Raw genomic sequence first — 17548 nt, 5'->3', positions numbered from 1 at the left:
CGCAGCTCAGTCGACCAGGCCGAGCTCGACCGCGACGCGCAGGGTCTCGACGCCTGCGGGAGGGCACCGGTGCGCGTCCGCCGACGTGACCCAGTGCAGCGCGCCGATCTCGCCCGAGGGCGACGGCTCGGCTCCGTCGTCCGTCGGCCTCGCCGACCAGAGGCGCATGTGCACCTCGCGCCCCTCGGGCTCGCCGTGGGCCTGGGTCCGGACGGTGCCGAGCTCGCGGAGCGACGAGCGGTCGAGCTCGAGGTCGACCTCCTCGCGGGTCTCGCGGACGAGGGCGTCCTCGCCGGTCTCGCCTGCCTCCTGCTTGCCGCCGGGGAGGTAGAGCACGTCGCGTCCGCGAGCCGTGACCATGAGGAGGCGCCGGTCGCGCACCAGCACGAGGGCACTGACGACGATCGGGTCCATCACCCCATCCTCAGGCATCACGCACCCGCACCCGCAAATGCCGACTATCTCGGGTCGAGATGAGCTGCAAGGCCTGGATCTCCCGTCATGCCAGCGGCCGAGGTCGGGTTCTGCGGCGAGACGGCGGAGAGCAGCATCCGTTGTGGGGTGACATCGGCCACGGAGGAGCGCTGAAGAGGAGTCGCGATGGAGGAGGAGGTGCCGCGGAGCATGACGCGGAGGCGGGTCAGCCGACGTCGCGGTGGCGGAGCCGCTCGTCGTCGGCAGGGCGCAGCACGGCGGGCTCGACGGCGGCCGCGCGGGTGTCCGTCAGGCCGAACAGCGACTCGAGGCCGTCGCGGAACTCCTCGCCGCGCCCCTCGCGGGCGAGCTCGCGGGCCCGCACCGACGGGGTGTGCAGCAGCACGCCGGCCAGGTGGCGCAGCGCCGACTCCGTGCGCTCGGACGAGTCGCCGCGCGACCGGGCCCGCTCGATCTCGGCGTCGAGCAGGTCGAAGACGTGGCGGCGCAGCGCGACGACGGCCGGGGTGAGCGACTGCTCAGCGGCGACGGCGTGGAACTCGGCGGCGGCGCTCGAGACCAGTGCGCGGGCGTCGTCGGCCGCGGTCAGCTCGGCCATCGGGGCGTGCAGGCTGATCGTCTCGAGGTCGAGCAGCTCGACCCCGGGCACGCGGGCGACGAGGGGGTCGACGTTGCGGGGCAGGCCGAGGTCGATGACGAGGCGGCGCGAGGCGTCGACGACCTCGGGGACGACGACGGGCTCGGTGGTCGAGGTGCAGGTGATGAGCACGTCGCTCCACGAGATGGCCTCGGCCAGGTCGTCGAAGGGGCGCAGGTCGTGCTTGAGCCCGAACCAGGAGGCGCGTCCCGACGCCGAGAACACGGCCATGTCGCCCGCGCCCCGGTCGCGCAGCGCGGCCACGGTGGTGGCCGCGTACTGGCCGGTGCCGACGATGAGCACGCGCGCCTGCGACCAGTCGGTCACCCGCGACGAGGCGAGCTCGAGGGCGAGGCGGACGAGCGAGCGGCCGGCCCCGCCGACGTTGGTGCGGTTCTTGACCCCGCGCGAGGTCTGGGACGCCTTCTGGAACAGGCGCTCGAGGTCGCGCGACGTCGTGCCGCGCGTGCGGGCGGCCTCGAGGGCCCGGCGGACCTGGCCAGAGATCTCGTCCTCGCCGATGACGACAGACTCGAGGCCCGAGCTCACGGCGAACAGGTGCTCGACGACCTCGTCGCCGGTGATGACGCGGACGTTGTCGCGCATCTCGTCGGCGTCGATGCCGCTGGCCTCGCTCATGGTGCTGATGGTGGCCTCGACCGCGACGGAGGCGGCGGCCGTCAGCGGCTCTTCCACGTCGACGTACGCCTCGAACCGGTTGCAGGTCGCGAGCACGACGGCCCCGCCCACGAAGTCGTTCGCGTCGACCAGGGTGCTCGCCGCGGAGGGTGCGCCGATGCTCAACTTCTCGAGGAGGTCGAAGCTGGCGTTCCGGTGGGACGCCGTGAGGCAGATGAGCACCCGTCGATGATAACTCTCATGCGCCGGTCGAACCCGGGGGTTGCCTCGATGTCGAGGCTGTGCACAGGCGATCTGTGCACAGGCTGCACATTCCGCAGCGCGCGTTCAGGAGGCGCCTGTCAGCCTGGCAGACGGCCTCGCATCATCGAGGCCCCGCACGACCAGAGGAGCACCACCATGACCGAAGGCACCACCAGCACCACCGACGCCGGCAGCACCGCCACGAGCACCCAGTGGCAGCTCGTCGCCCGCCCGCACGGCGAGCCGACCGCCGACGACGTCCGCGAGGTCGAGGTCGAGCTGCCCGCGCTCGCGGCGGGCGAGGTGCGCGTGGCCAACGAGTTCCTCTCGGTCGACCCGTACATGCGCGGCCGGATGAACGACGTGAAGTCGTACGTGCCGCCCTTCGCCCTCGGCGAGACGATGACGGGCGGCGCGATCGGCCGGGTCGTCGCGTCCGCCTCCGACGACCTGCCCGTCGGCACGGTCGTGCAGCACGACCTGGGCTGGCGCGACGTCGCGCAGGCCGCCTCCTCGTCGTTCCGGGCCGTCGAGCCGGCGCCCGGCGTCGAGCTCTCCGCCTACCTCGGCGTGCTCGGCCTCACCGGCCTGACGGCCTACGTCGGGCTGACCGAGATCGCGGGCATCCGCGAGGGAGACGTCGTCTTCGTCTCGGGCGCCGCGGGCGCGGTCGGCACGATGGTCGGCCAGATCGCCCGGCTGAAGGGCGCCTCCCGCGTGATCGGCAGCGCCGGCAGCGCGGAGAAGGTCGAGCTGCTCACCTCGAAGTACGGCTTCGACGCCGCGTTCAACTACAAGGACGGCGACGTCGCCGAGCTGCTGGCCCAGGCCGCGCCCGACGGCATCGACCTCTACTTCGACAACGTGGGAGGCGACCACCTGTCCGCCGCGCTGGCCAGCTTCAAGGACGGCGGCCGGGCAGCGCTCTGCGGCTCGATCGCCGGCTACAACGCGACGGGCGCACCCGTCGGCATCACCGGCACCACGAACATCGTGACCCGCGGCCTGATGCTCAAGGGCTTCACGCTCGGGAACTACCGCCACGTCGCTCCCGCGTTCCAGGCCGAGATGGGCCCGTGGCTCGCGGCCGGCGAGGTCGTGCACGACGAGACCGTCGTCGAGGGGATCCACTCGGCCTTCGACGCGTTCACCGGCCTGATGCGCGGCGAGAACGTCGGCAAGATGGTCGTCGCGGTCTGACCTCGGTCTGACCTCGGTCCGACCTCGAGGTGACGCTCCGGGGGAGTGCGTCCGACGCGCACCCCTCGGCCGCGTCACCTCGATCCCGGCGCTGCCCAGCGGGCGGGTGGGACACTGGGGCACGTGACCCTGCCCGACACGCACCCGCTCCTCTCCGGCCGCACCGCCTCCTCGTCGCTCGTCCGTGCCCTGCGCGGCGACCGGCCCGAGGTGCTGCCCGTCTGGTTCATGCGCCAGGCCGGACGCTCGCTGCCCGAGTACCGGGCCCTGCGCGTCGGCACCGCGATGCTCGACGCCTGCCTCGACCCGGCGCTCTCGAGCGAGATCACCCTGCAGCCCGTCCGTCGCCACGGCGTGGACGCCGGCATCTTCTTCAGCGACATCGTCGTGCCGATCAAGCTCGCGGGGGTCGGCGTCGACATCGTCGCCGGGCGCGGTCCCGTGCTCGACCAGCCGATCCGCACGCCCGACGACGTCGCCGCGCTGCGTCCGCTCGAGCAGGAGGCGCTGGCCCCGATCGCCGAGGGCGTCGCCCGCACCGTGGCCGAGCTGGGCGACACCCCCCTGATCGGTTTCGCCGGTGCCCCCTTCACGCTGGCGGCCTACCTCGTCGAGGGCGGCCCGTCGAAGGACCACATCCGCGCCCGCGCCCTCATGCACAGCGATCCCGAGACCTGGCAGGCCCTGCTCGGCTGGGCCGCCGACGTGACGGGGGCGTTCCTCCGCGCCCAGGTGCTCGCCGGCGCCAGCGCCGCCCAGCTCTTCGACTCGTGGGTCGGCAGCCTGTCGCTGTCCGACTACGAGCAGCACGTGGCGCCGTTCTCGGCGCGGGCGCTGTCGCACGTCGCCGACCTCGACGTCCCGACCATCCACTTCGGCGTCGGCAGCGGCGAGGTGCTGAGCGCCATGCACGGCGTCGGGGTCGACGCGGTCGGGGTCGACTGGCGCATCCCGCTCGACGAGGCCTCGCGGCGACTCGGCGGCGGCGTGCCCGTCCAGGGCAACATCGACCCGGCGATGCTGCAGGCGCCGTGGCCGGTGCTCGAGGCGCACGTCCGCGAGGTCGTCCGTCGGGGCCGTGCCGCCCCCGCGCACGTCCTCAACCTCGGCCACGGCGTCGGACCCGACACCGACCCCGACGTGCTGACCCGCATCGTCGCGCTGGCCCACACCCTGTAGGAGGCGCGCGACCGTGACCGAGGCGACCCGCTCCTCCGGGGCGGCCGCGCAGCGTGCCCTCGTGGTGGGCGGCGGCGTCGCCGGCCTCGTCGTCGCGCGCGACCTCGCGGCGGCCGGCGTCGCGGTCACGCTCGTCGAGGCCTCGGACCGGCTCGGCGGCGAGGTCGGCCGCCACGTCGTCGGCGGCCTGCCCCTCGACGCGGGCGCCGAGAGCTTCGCGACGCGCGGCGGCACGGTGCAGGCGTACCTCGACGAGCTCGGGCTCGGCGGCGACGTCGTGCTGCCCGACCCCCGCGGGGCCTGGGTGCAGCACGGCGCCGGACAGGCCTTCCCCCTTCCCCGCACGGGCCTGCTCGGCATCCCCGGCGACCTGACGGCCGACGACGTCGTCGCGGTCGTCGGCATCACGGGCACGGCCGAGGCGGCACGGCTCGACACGGCGCCGGGCGACGTCGGCGCCGACGAGACCTCGGTCGGCGGCTTGGTCCGCGTCCGCATGGGCGACGCCGTGCTCGACCGGCTCGTCACCCCGATCATCGGCGGCGTCCACTCGGTGCACCCCGACCTGCTCTCCGTCGACCGGGTCGCCCCCGGCCTCCGGGCGGCGCTGCGCCGGGAGGGCTCGTTGGCCGCGGCGGTCCTCAGCGTGCGCGCGCTCGCGCCGGCGGGGTCCGCGGTCGCCGGGCTGCGCGGCGGCATGGCGAGCCTGGCGGAGACGCTGGTCGCCGAGCTCGACCGCCTCGGCGTCGAGGTGCGGCTCGGCGCCCACGTCGCCGTGCTCGACGCCCGCTCGGTGACGCTGACCGGCAGCGACGACGTCGCTCACGACGAGCACGGCGCGACGCCCGAGCGCCTCGAGGCCGACGTCGTCGTGCTCGCGGTCGGCGACGGAGCGGGACGCGTGCTCGGCGGGCGACCCGCCCACGCCGCGGGCCTCATCACGCTGGCGACGCTCGTGCTGCGCGACGACCGGCTCGACGCGGCTCCCCGCGGCACCGGCGTCCTCGTCGCGCCCGGCGCCGACGGCGTGCGCGCCAAGGCGCTCACCCACGCCACGGCGAAGTGGCCGTGGCTCGCGGAGCGGGCCGACGGCCGGCACGTCCTCCGGCTCAGCTACGACTCCCCGGTCGTCACGGCGGCCACGACCGACGACGAGCTGCGCTCCACGGCGCTCGCCGACGCCTCGGTGCTGCTCGGGCTGTCGCTCGACCCCGCCGCCGTCGAGGACGCGGCGCGCGTCGAGTGGTCCGCGCCCCTCCCGCAGGAGGCGGCGGGCGCCTCCTCGTCGCTGCCCGACGGCGTCGTCCGGGTCGGCGGCGCCGTGGCGGGCCGGGGACTCGCCGCCGTGATCGCCCACGCGCGTCGCGTCGCCGCCGACCTCGTCGGCCGCTGACCTGGTCGCCCGCTGACCTGGTCGCCCGAGCTCGCGCTCGCGCTCGCTCTCGAGTCGCCCCGAACGGTCGCGCGGGAGGCCCCAGGACAGCCGTTCGGGGCAACTCGGCCGGCGCGGCGGCCGAGCACGGGCGCGTCCGGGCGGCGGCGGGCGGCACCGGGCTACATTGGGACAGCGCATCGGGCACCGGTCCGTGCGCCCCCACACATGAATGGAGCGACATGCGAGGCAAACTGATCTTCGTCGCCGGAGCAGCCGTCGGATTCGTGCTGGGCGCTCGCGCCGGCCACGAGCGCTACGAGCAGATCGCCGCGAACTCGTCGAAGCTGTGGAACAGCCGCGCCGTGCAGCGTCAGGTCGTCAAGGCCGAGGACTTCGCGGGCGCCAAGGCCGCCGACGCGGTCGACGCGGTCGTCAACGGCGTGAAGACGGTGGCCGTCAAGGCCGTCGGAGGCGGGAAGAAGAAGAAGTGACCGACTCCACCCGGAGCGACAAGGTCCGACGCGGCTCCAAGTCGCGCTCGTTCTTCGCCCTGGTCCAGGACGTCCCGAGCCTGGTCACCGACCTCGTCAAGGGCGAGCTCGCCCTGCTCAAGTACGAGATCATCGGCACGCTCAAGGCCTTCGGCATCGGCGCGGGGTTCCTCGTCGGCGCGCTGGTCTTCGTGTTCGCCATGCTCGGGGTGCTGCTCACGGGCATCGTCCTGCTGATCGCGATCTGGCTGCCCGGCTGGCTGTCGGCGCTGATCGTGGCCTTCGTGCTCCTCCTCGTCGCCGCCCTGCTGGCGTTCCTCGGCTACAGGAGCATCAAGAAGGGCCTCCCGGCCGTGCCGGAGAAGACGATCGCGAGCCTCAAGCGCGACCTCAAGGCCGTCAAGGGCGTCGGGACCATCCCGGGGCACGACGTCACCGAGTTCTGAGCCGCCGCCTCCGCGACTCCCTGCGAGCCCCGCTCGACCCCTCCTCCCGCCCGCACCGATCGGAGACCCCCGTGAGCGACAGCACCGCCAAGAACGACAACAGCGACAAGGCCGACAAGGCCGACGGCAGCGACATCCAGGCCCACATCGACCGCACCCGTGCGGAGCTGGCCGCCACGCTCAACGAGCTCGAGGACAAGCTCAACGTCCCCAAGCAGCTCGGGATCGCGGGCCACCGCGCGAAGTCGTCGTTCTCGCGCGACCCGCTGCCCTGGGTCGCGGGCGCCGGCGTCGCCGCGCTGGCGCTCGTGGGCGTCGTCGTCGCGTCCGTCCGGTCGCGCTGACCAGCGGCCGTCCGGTCGCGCTGACCGGCAGCCAGGCCGCGAGCCCGCCCGACCGTCCCCGTCGGACGGCCCCCGGGCGGCTGGCCGGAGATCGCTCGACGACGTCGCAACCTGGTTGGGCTCCCAGCCCGTACAGGTGGAGAATGGCCCCATGAGTCACAGCGCCGACTCGCCAGTCCCCGAGCTGCCGACGTCCGATTCCCCTCCTGCCGAGCGCCTCGGCTACACCCTCTGGGCAGTCCTCCGACGCGACCCCCAGAACCCGTACGCCCCCGAGCACGAAGACGTCGCGCAGCTCGACGAGCTCGTCGAGGCCCTCGCCTCCGAGGGCGTCGTCGTCCGCGGCTTCTACGACGTCAGCGCCCTCCGCGCCGACGCCGACGTGATGATCTGGCTGCACGGCGAGGTCCCCGAGGCGATCCAGTCGGCGTACCGCCGCCTCCTGCGCACCGACGTCCTCGGCGGCCTGCTGCCGACCTGGAACGCGATGGGCATGCACCGCGACGCCGAGTTCTCGCGGAGCCACAGCCCCGCGTTCATGCGCGGCAAGGAGCCGGAGGCGTGGCTCACGGTCTACCCCTTCGTCCGCAGCTACGAGTGGTACCTGCTGCCCGAGGCCGAGCGCCGTCAGATGCTCGCCGACCACGGCAAGCAGGGCTCCGAGCACCGCGCCGTGCTCACCAACACGGTGGCCAGCTTCTCCCTCGGCGACTACGAGTGGATCCTGGCCCTCGAGGCGCCCGAGCTCGTGCAGCTCGTCGACCTCATGCGCGACCTCCGCTACACCGAGGCCCGCCGACACGTCCGCGAGGAGATCCCGTTCTACACGGGCCGTCGCATCACCACCACCGAGATCATCGAGGTCCTGTCGTGACCGACACCACCGGCATCACCAACGGCCAGCTCGTCCGGGCTGCCACCCCCGCCGCCGCGCAGGGGCCCGAGCACGTCAGCGTGCCCACCGACTACGACGCGATCCTCCTCGCCGGCTTCGGCGGGCCCGAGGGCCAGGACGACGTCATCCCGTTCCTCCGCAACGTCACGCGCGGCCGCGGCATCCCCGAGGAGCGCCTGGAGGAGGTGGCGACGCACTACCGCCACTTCGGCGGCGTCAGCCCCATCAACGAGCACAACCGCGAGCTCAAGGCCGCCCTCGAGGGCGAGCTGTCGCGGCGCGGCATCGACCTGCCCGTGATCTGGGGCAACCGCAACTGGGACCCGTACATGGCCGACGCCGTGCGCGAGGCCGACGAGCGCGGCTTCACCAAGCTCATCGCGGTCGCGACCAGCGCCTACTCGTCCTACAGCTCGTGCCGCCAGTACCGCGAGGACTTCGCGATGGCGCTCGAGGCGACCGGGCTCGAGGGCAAGATCATGATCGACAAGGTGCGTCAGTTCTTCGACCACCCCGGCTTCGTCCAGCCCTTCATCGACGGCGTCCGCGAGGGCCTCGAGAAGGCCCGCGCCGAGAACGCCGACCTCGACCTCGCGACCCAGGTGCAGGTGCTCTTCGCGACGCACTCGATCCCGTCGACCGACGCCGCCCGCAGCGGTCCCGAGGCGCGTGGCTTCGACGACGAGGGCGCGTACGCGGCCCAGCACAAGGCCGTGGCCGAGGTCGTCATGGCCGCGGCCGAGGCCGGTCTCGGGCTCGACCTGCCCGCCGGCGGCGGCACGACCGTGCCCTGGCAGCTCGTCTACCAGTCGCGCAGCGGCCCGCCCTCGATGCCGTGGCTCGAGCCCGACATCAACGACGCCATCGACGACCTCGCCGGCGGCCCGACGCGGGCCGTCGTCATCGTGCCGCTCGGCTTCGTGAGCGACCACATGGAGGTCATGTGGGACCTCGACGAGGAGGCGCTCGAGACCAGCGAGAAGAACGGCTTCTGGGCCACTCGCACCCCCACCCCCGGCATCGACCCGAACTACGTGACCGGCCTCGTCGACCTCGTCCTCGAGCGCGTCGAGGGCACCCCCGTCGACGACCGTCCGCACCTCACCGACATCGGCCCCTGGTACGACGTGTGCCGTCCGGGCTGCTGCGAGAACGTGCGCCTCGGGTTCAAGCCCGCCGTCTCGGGATTGGTGCCGTAGGAGCGTGGCGACGCTCCGAGTAGGCACCAGGGCCAGCGCCCTGGCCGTCGCGCAGTCCACCACGGTCGCCGAGCGCCTCGCGGCCGCGACCGGCCACGACGTCGAGCTCGTCCGCGTGCACACCGAGGGCGACCGCACCCAGGCGACGGGCGAGTCGCTCTCGCTCGGCGGCACGGGCGTGTTCGCCAGCGCGCTGCGCGAGGCGCTGCTCGCCGACGAGTGCGACGTGCTGGTGCACTCCCTCAAGGACCTGCCCACCGCCTCCCACCCGGGGCTGCACATCGGGGCGATCCCGGGCCGGGCCGACGCCCGCGACGCGCTCTGCGCCCGTGACGGCCTCACCCTCGAGACGTTGCCGCAGGGCGCGAGGGTCGGCACCGGCTCGCCGCGTCGCGTGGCCCAGCTGCTCGCCCGGCGTCCCGACCTCGAGGTCGTGCCGATCCGCGGCAACGTCGACACCCGCCTCCGTCGCCTCGAGGACGACCTGGACGCCGTCGTGCTCGCCGCCGCCGGCCTCGGCCGCCTCGGCCGCTCGGCCTCGGTGACCGACCTGCTCGGCCTCGGCCCGTGGCCCAGCGCCCCCGGCCAGGGAGCGCTCGCCGTCGAGGTGCGCGAGGGCGACCCCAGCGACGACCTTGCCCGCGGGCTCCGGGCCATCGAGCACGTCGAGACCCGTCTCGTCGTCACCGCCGAGCGCGAGGTCCTCGCCGGGCTCGAGGCCGGCTGCTCGGCGCCCATCGGCGCGACCGCCGTCGTCGACGCCGGCCTGCTGCTGCTCAGCGCCACGGTCTACAGCCCCGACGGCTCGCGCCGCATCAGCTCGTCGCACGCGGTGTCGCTCGAGGAGGGGCCCGTCACGGCCCAGCTCGCCGACGTCCACGAGGTGGCCGGCCGCGTCGTCGACGAGCTGCTCGAGCTCGGCGCGGCCGAGCTCGCGCCGATCGGCGGCGGGCCCTCGGGCGGAGACCCCCTGGGGAGCGCGTCGTGACCGCCGCCAAGCCGCTCAAGGGCGTGCGCGTCCTCGTGCCGCGCGGCGGCAAGTGGGGCGACGGCGTCTCGGCGTCCCTCCGCTCGTACGGCGCGGCGCCCGTCATCGCGCCCCTCATCAACTTCGCGCCCGCCGAGACGCCCGAGCTGCTCGCCGCCGCCCTGGCACGCCTGCAGGCGGGTGTGTACGAGTGGCTCGTCGTCACCAGCGCCACGACGGTCGACGTGCTCGTCGGCAACGGCATCCGGCCCATCCCCGCGACGCGCATCGCGGCGGTCGGCGAGACGACCGCCGCGGCCCTGACGCTCGCCGGCTACCACGTCGACTTCGTCCCCGAGGGCGACAACTCCGCCCGCGGCCTCGTCAAGGAGTGGCCGTCGGAGCTCGTGGCCGGGCGCGTGCTCGTGCCCCAGTCCGACATCGCCGAGCCGACCCTGGTCGCCGGCCTGTCCGCCCGGGGCTTCGACGCCGAGTTCGTCTCGGCCTACCGCACCGTGGGGGTGCCCGTCACCGACGACGTGGTGCGCGACGTCGCCTCCGGCGACATCAGCGTGCTCCTCGTGACCTCGGGCAGCGTCGCACGCCAGATCGCCGCGCAGCTGGCGCCCCTGCCCGAGAGCACCGTCGTCGCCTGCATCGGCCCGCGCACCGCGTTCGACGCCCGCGCGGCCGGCCTGCCCGTCCACCTCATCGCCGAGACGCGCTCCGCCGCGGCCCTGGTGGAGGCGGTGGTCGAGAACGCCGTCGCGGGCGGCCAGGTCGACCTCGACGACGCGTACGGAGGGGGTCGCTGACGCGACCCTCCCGCGGTGCCCGCACCGCGCCTCCTCGGCTCGACCGTGCCGGGGTCCCGACATCGACGACCATCGACGACCATCGACGACCCGAGAAGGACCATGTCCCAGTTCCCCCGCGTGCGGCCCCGCCGGCTGCGCGCCACCCCTGCCCTCCGCCGCCTGACCGCCGAGACGCGCCTGCACCCGGCCGACCTCGTGCTGCCGATGTTCGTGCGCGAGGGCATCGACGAGCCCGTCGCCATCAGCTCGATGCCGGGCGTCGTGCACCACAGCCTCTCGAGCCTGCCGCGTGCCGTCGAGGAGGCGGCCGCGGCCGGGGTGGGAGGCGTCATGCTGTTCGGCGTGCCGCTCGAGAAGGACGCGGTCGGGTCGGGCGCCACCGACCCCGAGGGGATCCTCAACGTCGGCACGCGCGTGGCGGTCGACGCGGCGCAGGGCGCCCTCGTCGTGCAGACCGACCTCTGCCTCGACGAGTTCACCGACCACGGCCACTGCGGCGTGCTCGCCGCCGACGGCTCGGTCGACAACGACGCGACGCTGGTCCGCTACGACGAGATGGCGGTCGTGCAGGCCGAGGCCGGCTCGCAGCTGATCGGCATGAGCGGCATGATGGACGGCCAGATCGGGTCGGCCCGCGAGGCCCTCGACGACGCCGGCTTCGGCGGCACGGCCTTGCTCGCCTACGCGGCCAAGTACGCCTCGGCCTTCTACGGCCCGTTCCGCGAGGCGGTGCAGTCGACGCTCGTCGGCGACCGGCGCACCTACCAGCAGGACGCGGCCAACGGTCGCGAGGGCATCCGCGAGGTCGAGCTCGACATCGCCGAGGGCGCGGACATCGTCATGGTCAAGCCGGCGATGAGCTACCTCGACGTGCTGGCCGAGACCGCGGCGATGAGCCCGGTGCCCGTCTGGGCATACCAGATCAGCGGCGAGTACTCGATGATGCACGCCGCCGCCGCGAACGGCTGGATCGACCTCGACGCCGCGTCGTACGAGAGCGTGCTGTCGATCAAGCGCGCCGGTGCCGACGCGATCCTCACCTACTGGGCCACCGAGCTGGCCACCCGCCTGCGCAAGGGAGACATCTGATGGGCGACCACGCCAACGAGCACTTCTTCACCCGCGCCAAGCAGTCGATCCCGGGCGGGGTGAACTCCCCGGTGCGCGCCTACGGCAGCGTCGGGGGCACGCCTCGGTTCCTCGTCGGGGCGAAGGGGCCGCACGTGACCGACGCCGAGGGGCGCGAGTACGTCGACCTGGTGGCCTCGTGGGGCCCCGCGATCCTGGGGCACGCGCACCCCGAGGTGGTGCGCGCGGTGCAGGAGGCGGCGGCCCGCGGCCTGTCGTTCGGCGCGTCGACGCCCGCCGAGACCGAGCTCGCCGAGCTGGTGCGCGAGCGCGTGGCCGTCGGCGACGCCCGCCCGATCGGCAAGATCCGCATGGTGTCGACCGGCACCGAGGCCACGATGACGGCCATCCGCCTGGCCCGGGGCTACACCGGTCGCGACCTGCTCGTGAAGTTCGCCGGCCACTACCACGGCCACTCCGACTCGCTCCTGGCCGAGGCCGGGTCCGGCGTCGCCACGCTCTCGATGCCCGGCTCGGCCGGCATCACCGCCGAGACCGCCGCCCAGACCCTGGTGCTGCCCTACAACGACCTCGACGCCGTCCGGGCCGTCTTCGACGAGCACGGCCCGCGCATCGCGGCGGTCATCGTGGAGGCGGCGGCCGCCAACATGGGAGTGGTCGCGCCCGACCGTGGCTTCAACCGCAGCCTGTCCGAGATCACGAGCCGCCACGGCGCGCTGCTGATCGTCGACGAGGTGCTCACGGGCTTCCGCGTCGGCCCGGCCGGCTGGTGGGGCCTCGAGGCGTCGAAGGTCGTGCCCGACGGCGCCGGCTGGCAGCCCGACCTCGTCACCTTCGGCAAGGTGATCGGCGGCGGCATGCCCCTCGCCGCGCTCGGCGGCCGCGCCGAGGTGATGGACCACCTCGCCCCCACCGGCCCGGTGTACCAGGCCGGCACGCTGAGCGGGAACCCCGTCGCCGTCGCGGCGGGCATCGCGACCCTGCGCCTGGCGACCCCCGAGATCTACGCCCGGCTCGACGCCGTCGCCGACACGCTGTCGCGCGAGGTCTCCGCGGCCCTGTCGGCCGAGGGCGTCGAGCACAGCGTGCAGCACGCGGGCTCGTTGTTCTCGTTCGCCTTCACGGCGACCCCGCCGCGGGACTACGACGACGTGCGGGCGCAGCAGACCTGGCGGTACCCGGCGTTCTTCCACTCGATGCTCGACTCCGGGGTGGCCCTGCCTCCCTCGGTGTACGAGGCGTGGTTCGTCACCGCCGCGCACGACGACGCCACGGTGTCGCGGATCCTCGACGCCGTGCCGGCTGCGGCGCGGGCGGCCGCGGCGGCCACGGCCCCCGGCGCGTAGCCGCGGCTCTCGGGCCGCGACGCCCTCAGCGGCGGCGCGTGCGCGCCAGCCAGCGCCCGTCGACGCGGTCGATCGTCAACGGGTGGTGGAAGGCCGCCGAGACGAGCTCCGACGTGAGCACGGACTCGGCCGTGCCCGAGGCCGTGACGCGCCCGTCGCGCAGGAGGAGCGCGTGGGTGGTGCTCGCCGGCAGGTCCTCGAGGTGGTGCGTGACGGTGACCGACGCGGTCTCGGGGCGCTCTCGGCGCAGACCGTCGACGGTGTCGAGCAGGTGCTCGCGGGCGGCGACGTCGAGGCCGGTGGCCGGTTCGTCCAGCAGCAGCAGGGCCGGCTCGACCAGCAGCGCCCGGGCGATGAGCGCCCGGCCGCGCTCACCCTGGGAGAGGACGCTCCAGCGGCTGTCGCGGCGCGCCCCGAGGCCGACGGAGGCGGTCAGCTGGTCGGCACGCGCCACCTGCGCAGCTGTCGGCGTCCACCGCATCGCGGGGTCGCTGCTGCCCGTCGCGCCGGTGAGGACGACCTCGCGGACGGTGTTGTCCCCGAGCATCCGGTGACGTGGGTCGACGTGGCCGACGTGCTGGCGCAGCTCGCGGAGGTCGACCCGGCCGAGGCGCCGGCCGAGCACGTCGACGGTGCCGGAGGTGGGGTGGCCCTGCGCGCCGGAGAGCGCCAGCAAGGTCGTCTTGCCGGCGCCGTTCGGACCGAGGAGTGCCCAGTGCTCGCCGGCCCGCACCCGCAGCGAGACGTCGTGGAGCAGGTCGCGCCCCTGGCGCACGACCCGCACGGAACGCACGTCGAGCACGGGGCGCACGTCGAGCACGGAGCGCGACGCGCTCGACGCGCTCGACGTCATGCCCGGTAGACGCCCGCCTCGCGGACGGCGTCGAACCAGCCCTGCAGGTGGGACGGCTGGAGGCGGACGGCCGCGGCCGCCGCGTCCGCGTCGCCGTCGCGCACCGCGTCGCGCAGCTCGACCGTGAAGGCGCGTGCCTGCGCGTGGTCGAAGACCGCGTTCGCGACCGGGCGGCGCGAGAGCAGCAGGAGGCGGGGCCCGCCGCTGGCCCAGAGGCGGACGAGCGACGAGCTGGCCGCCGCCTCGAGGAGGATCGCGTTCATCCGCACGATGCCCGCGACGTCCTCGTCCTGCTCGGCGGCGAAGGCGTCGGCACGGGCGTCGAGGAGGCGGACGATCTCGTCGCGCTGGGCGCTGGTGAGCTTCGGCACGGCACGTTCGAGCAGCAGCGACCAGACGGCGTAGCCGACGTCCATCGTGTCGACGAACTCGTCGAAGGTGGGGTCGACGATGCGGGTGTACCGGTTCGCCTCGATGTCGACGAGCGCCTGCTCGGCCAGCTTCGCGATCGCCTCGCGGACGGGGGTGCGGGAGACGCCGAGCCAGGCGACGAGCTGGTCGTCGTTGAGGCGCTCCCCGAACTCGAGGGTGCCGTCGATGATCGCCGCGAACATCTTGTCGTAGACGACGTCGCGCAGGAGGCGACGGGGTGCTTGCGGCTGGTCGGTCGTCTTCGGGATCGGCATCCGGGTTGCTCCATGTCGAGAGAAGGGGCGGACGGCGTGGCTCCCTGTGCCTGGCGCTGTGCCGCCGTGGTGGGCGGGGTGCTGCAGAGTGCTGGGGGTGCTGCGGGGACGCATCGGACATTCCGATACATCATGCGAGTCTAGCGGCGGTGCGTGGACGGGGACCACAGCGACGCGGCCCCCGGGAGGTCAGCGGCGGACGTCCACGACGATCCTGCCGCGCACGGATCCTGCGACGATCTGCGGACCGTGGTCGACCACGTCGGCCAGCGCGACCTCGGTCGTGAGCTCGTCGAGCAGACCCAGGTCGAGGTCGGCGGCGAGGCGCCGCCAGGCCTCGCGACGGAGCTCGACGGGGGCGTCGACCGAGTTGACGCCCACCAGCGAGATCCCGCGCAGGACGAACGGCAGCACCGTCGTGGGCAGGTCGCTGCCCTGGGCGAGCCCGCAGGCGGTCACCGTGCCGCCCCAGGCCGTCTGTGCGAGCACGGTCGCGAGGGTGTGGCTGCCGACGGAGTCGACCCCGCCGGCCCAGCGGGCCGACTGCACGGGCCGGCCGGGCTGGTCGAGCTCGCCGCGGTCGATCACGTCCGCGGCGCCGAGGCGCGTCAGGTAGTCGCGCTGCTCGTCGGCCCGCCCCGAGGAGGCGGTGACCGAGTACCCGAGACCGCTCAGCAACGCGATCGCCACCGACCCGACGCCGCCGGCGGCGCCGGTCACGACGACGTCGCCGTCGCCGGGACGCACGTCGCGCTCGAGGCGCAGGACGCTGAGCATCGCGGTGAACCCGGCCGTGCCGACGGCGGCGGCCTGCCGGGGCGAGATGCCCGGCGGCACCGCGACGAGCGACGCGGCGTCGACGACGGCCTGCTCGGCGTAGCCGCCGTGGCGGCCCTCGCCGATGCCGGCGCCGTTGAGCAGAACCTGGTCGCCCGGCGACCAGTCGGGTGAGGACGACTCGGCGACGGTGCCCACGAGGTCGATGCCGGGCACGAGCGGACTCGTCCGCACGATGCCGGGATCGCCCGAGAGGGCCATGCCGTCCTTGTAGTTCAGGCTCGACCAGGCGACGTCGACGACGACGTCTCCCTGCCCGAGGAAGGCCCGGTCGACCTGCTGCAGGGCAGCAGGCCGACCCTTCTCGACGACGACGGCACGCATGCCGTCACGCTACGCGGCCTCGGCGCCCTACGGCTGGTCGACCGGCGGCGTCGTCGTGCGCGGTGACGCCGCGGCGGACGCGCCGGACTGGGCGCCCAGGAACCCGCCCAGGGCGCCGACGAGGTCGAGCCCGGTGGTGGCCTTCACGACGTCCTGCAGCTGGGTCATGTTGTTCGCGACCGACTTCGTGAGCTGGTTCGCGCCGTCGGTCGAGACGACCGTCAGGGCGTCGATGTTGCCCATCGGGGCGGCCATCTCGCGGGCGATCTCGGGCAGGCGCGAGATGACCTGCGACGCGAGCGCCGCCTGGCCGAACTTGCCCTGGGCCTCGGCCAGCGCGTCGACGGCCTCGGCCTCGGCGAGGCCCTTCGCCCTGATCGCGGCAGCCTCGGCGCGACCGGCGGCCTCGACGGCGGCGGCCTCGTTCTCGGCGGCCGCACGGGCGGCGTCGGCCAGCTGGGTGCGGCGGAAGGCCTCGGCCTCGACGGCGGCGTTGGCCGCGTCGCGCTCGGCCTCGGCGTTCTGCACGGAGGCGTAGGCGGCGGCCTCGGCGGGCTGGCGCACGTCGATGTTGAGGCGCTCCTGGTTGACCTTCGCCTGCTCGGCGACGGCGATGCTCTCCTGCTCGGCGACGAGCTTGTCCTGCGTGGCGCGGGCCAGCTCGCCCGCGGCCGACGCCTCGGCGTTGGCACGGTCGGTCTCGGCCTTGATCTGCGCCTGGCGCACGTCGAGCTGCAGCTGGCGCTCGGCCGTCTGCTGCGTGTTGCCGATGCGGGCCAGGGCCGCGATGCGCTCCGCCTCCGCCTCGGCCACGTCGGCGTTCTGCTTGGCGACCGCCGCCTCCGCGCGCCCGCGGTCGGCGAGGTACGTGCTGCCGGGGGTCTCGATCTCGCGGATGTTCATGGTCTCGATCTGCAGGCCGAGCTCGGCGAGCTCGCCCTTCGTCTCGTTCACGGCGTCCGCGGCCAGGCGCGAGAAGTTCTTGACGAGGTCGTCGACCGGCTGGCCGCCGATCAGCCCGCGGATCGAGCCCTCGAGCGACTGCTGGACGATCACGGGCAGCTGCTGCTGCTGCAGCAGGTAGCGCTGGGCCGCCCGGCGGACGCCGTCCTCGGTGCCGGTCACCTTGAAGTTGACGGTGGCCTTGACGGCGGTGCGGATGTAGTTGGCGTCGATCGCCTGCACCTCGACCGGGGTCTGGTACTGCTCGAGCGAGAGCGTGAAGCCCTCCTGGAAGATCGGCCAGACGAACGTGCGCCCGCCGATGATCACCTTCTGGGGGCTCGAGATGCCGCCGCCCTCGGAGCGCTCGGCCCCGCGGCCGACGACGATCAGCGCCTCGTTGGGCGGGACGCGGCGCACGCGGCTGGCGACGAACGACAGCAGGGCGAGCACGATGACGACGGCGACGACGACCGCGACGACGCTGGTGTTTCCGGTGATGAAGTCCACAGGGCTTCCTTCCAAGGGGCGGGGTGGTGCAGGGCTGGAGCGGTGCTGGTCGGGGTGCGCCGGTGCGGCGAGGAGAGGCCCGCGGCTGCGGCG

Annotated in this window: 18 protein-coding genes; 12 read left to right on the top strand and 6 right to left on the bottom strand. The window is 74.0% G+C overall.

All coding sequences use genetic code 11. The features are described from left to right. Positions 1–6 precede the first annotated feature (6 nt). Positions 7–414 (bottom strand): NUDIX domain-containing protein, encoded by a 408-nt coding sequence (locus ITJ48_RS14240; RefSeq protein WP_194614146.1) that lies wholly within the window; start codon positions 412–414, stop codon positions 7–9. 226 nt (positions 415–640) lie between these two features. Next, on the bottom strand, positions 641–1933 hold the full coding sequence (locus ITJ48_RS14235; RefSeq protein ID WP_194614145.1) for a glutamyl-tRNA reductase: 1293 nt from the start codon (positions 1931–1933) through the stop codon (positions 641–643). A gap of 177 nt (positions 1934–2110) precedes the next feature. Between ITJ48_RS14235 and ITJ48_RS14230 the strand changes: the two genes are divergently transcribed. The 12 genes from ITJ48_RS14230 to hemL all read left to right on the top strand — a co-directional run bounded on the left by ITJ48_RS14230 (position 2111) and on the right by hemL (position 13303). After that, on the top strand, positions 2111–3154 hold the full coding sequence (locus ITJ48_RS14230; protein ID WP_194614144.1) for an NADP-dependent oxidoreductase: 1044 nt from the start codon (positions 2111–2113) through the stop codon (positions 3152–3154). Between the two features lie 123 nt (positions 3155–3277). Beyond that, a complete protein-coding gene (hemE, locus tag ITJ48_RS14225) occupies positions 3278–4333 on the top strand; it encodes a uroporphyrinogen decarboxylase (protein WP_194614143.1) in 1056 nt (351 codons plus the stop codon). A gap of 13 nt (positions 4334–4346) precedes the next feature. Further along, complete coding sequence (locus ITJ48_RS14220; RefSeq protein WP_370544940.1) at positions 4347–5726, top strand: NAD(P)/FAD-dependent oxidoreductase; 1380 nt, start codon at positions 4347–4349, stop codon at positions 5724–5726. Positions 5727–5947: 221 nt separating this feature from the next. Continuing rightward, positions 5948–6199, top strand: coding sequence for a hypothetical protein (locus tag ITJ48_RS14215; RefSeq protein ID WP_123547434.1), 252 nt, complete (start codon positions 5948–5950; stop codon positions 6197–6199). Next, positions 6196–6645 carry a phage holin family protein gene (locus ITJ48_RS14210; protein WP_223269453.1) on the top strand — a complete coding sequence of 150 codons (450 nt, stop codon included), beginning with the start codon at positions 6196–6198 and terminating at the stop codon, positions 6643–6645. Before ITJ48_RS14215 ends, ITJ48_RS14210 begins: the two co-directional genes overlap by 4 nt. Positions 6646–6716: 71 nt before the next feature. Continuing rightward, a complete protein-coding gene (locus ITJ48_RS16335; protein WP_370544939.1) occupies positions 6717–6989 on the top strand; it encodes a DUF3618 domain-containing protein in 273 nt (90 codons plus the stop codon). Between the two features lie 151 nt (positions 6990–7140). Further along, positions 7141–7863: a hydrogen peroxide-dependent heme synthase gene (gene hemQ / locus ITJ48_RS14200; protein WP_194614142.1), complete on the top strand. Its 723-nt coding sequence runs from the start codon at positions 7141–7143 to the stop codon at positions 7861–7863. Next, the gene (locus ITJ48_RS14195) at positions 7860–9083 is read left to right on the top strand and encodes a ferrochelatase (protein ID WP_194614141.1); all 1224 of its coding nucleotides are present in this window, start codon (positions 7860–7862) and stop codon (positions 9081–9083) included. The genes hemQ and ITJ48_RS14195 overlap by 4 nt, the downstream gene beginning before the upstream one ends. Before the next feature lie 4 nt (positions 9084–9087). Further along, entirely contained in the window at positions 9088–10071 is a 984-nt protein-coding gene (gene hemC, locus ITJ48_RS14190) for a hydroxymethylbilane synthase (RefSeq protein WP_194614140.1), read from the top strand. Continuing rightward, positions 10068–10865 (top strand): uroporphyrinogen-III synthase, encoded by a 798-nt coding sequence (locus tag ITJ48_RS14185; protein ID WP_194614139.1) that lies wholly within the window; start codon positions 10068–10070, stop codon positions 10863–10865. Before hemC ends, ITJ48_RS14185 begins: the two co-directional genes overlap by 4 nt. A gap of 102 nt (positions 10866–10967) precedes the next feature. Next, a complete protein-coding gene (hemB, locus tag ITJ48_RS14180) occupies positions 10968–11957 on the top strand; it encodes a porphobilinogen synthase (RefSeq protein ID WP_133739101.1) in 990 nt (329 codons plus the stop codon). Then, complete coding sequence (gene hemL, locus ITJ48_RS14175; RefSeq protein ID WP_194614138.1) at positions 11957–13303, top strand: glutamate-1-semialdehyde 2,1-aminomutase; 1347 nt, start codon at positions 11957–11959, stop codon at positions 13301–13303. Before hemB ends, hemL begins: the two co-directional genes overlap by 1 nt. Positions 13304–13328: 25 nt before the next feature. On the opposite strand, the gene ITJ48_RS14170 is transcribed toward hemL, so the two are convergent. From ITJ48_RS14170 to ITJ48_RS14155, 4 genes are all read right to left on the bottom strand, one after another. Continuing rightward, entirely contained in the window at positions 13329–14156 is an 828-nt protein-coding gene (locus ITJ48_RS14170; protein WP_194614137.1) for an ABC transporter ATP-binding protein, read from the bottom strand. After that, positions 14153–14842: a GntR family transcriptional regulator gene (locus ITJ48_RS16330; RefSeq protein ID WP_228506917.1), complete on the bottom strand. Its 690-nt coding sequence runs from the start codon at positions 14840–14842 to the stop codon at positions 14153–14155. Before ITJ48_RS16330 ends, ITJ48_RS14170 begins: the two co-directional genes overlap by 4 nt. Before the next feature lie 189 nt (positions 14843–15031). Continuing rightward, positions 15032–16003 carry an MDR family oxidoreductase gene (locus tag ITJ48_RS14160; protein ID WP_194614136.1) on the bottom strand — a complete coding sequence of 324 codons (972 nt, stop codon included), beginning with the start codon at positions 16001–16003 and terminating at the stop codon, positions 15032–15034. 27 nt (positions 16004–16030) lie between these two features. After that, complete coding sequence (locus ITJ48_RS14155) at positions 16031–17455, bottom strand: SPFH domain-containing protein (RefSeq protein ID WP_123547445.1); 1425 nt, start codon at positions 17453–17455, stop codon at positions 16031–16033. Positions 17456–17548: the final 93 nt, after the last annotated feature.

The organism is Frigoribacterium sp. VKM Ac-2530 (genome assembly GCF_015350835.1).
In the GTDB taxonomy this organism is placed as follows: Bacteria; Actinomycetota; Actinomycetes; order Actinomycetales; family Microbacteriaceae; genus Frigoribacterium.
Note: the sequence above shows the minus strand (reverse complement) of the source record. Positions and strands in the feature narration are given on the sequence as shown.